The 388-nt window shown below is 60.8% G+C and carries 1 protein-coding gene; it reads left to right on the top strand.

What is annotated here, in order from left to right; all coding sequences use genetic code 11:
- Positions 1-388, top strand: a 388-nt coding sequence (locus AB1462_RS32410; protein ID WP_367249221.1) for a 5-deoxy-glucuronate isomerase, incomplete at both ends; no start/stop codon positions are given.

Raw genomic sequence — 388 nt, 5'->3', positions numbered from 1 at the left:
CTGCACAGCGCCCGGTCTTGAAGGCGGTTTGCCGGTGCGTGTGATCGGGCCTGATCAGGCCAAACACGAGGTGCGTGGTCAAGGCACCAACACGCGTTACGTCACCAATATTTTGCCGGAAACGGAACCGGCGGACTCACTGCTTGTGGTCGAGGTGATAACACCCGGCGGCCACACATCGAGCTATCCGCCGCACAAGCATGATCGCGATGCGCTGCCCAAGGAATCCTATCTCGAGGAGACCTATTATCATCGGCTGAACCCGCCGCAGGGCTTTGCTTTCCAGCGCGTTTACACGGATGACCGCACTCTGGACGAGGCCATGGCCATCGAGGATGGAGACGTGGTTCTGGTACCGCGCGGTTATCACCCCTGCGCCGCCTGCCAC

The organism is Pseudomonas sp. SB113, assembly GCF_040754745.1.
Taxonomy (GTDB): domain Bacteria; phylum Pseudomonadota; class Gammaproteobacteria; order Pseudomonadales; family Pseudomonadaceae; genus Aquipseudomonas; species Aquipseudomonas grimontii.
The sequence above is the reverse complement of the archived record's forward strand: the minus strand, read 5'-3'. Positions and strand labels throughout refer to the sequence as shown.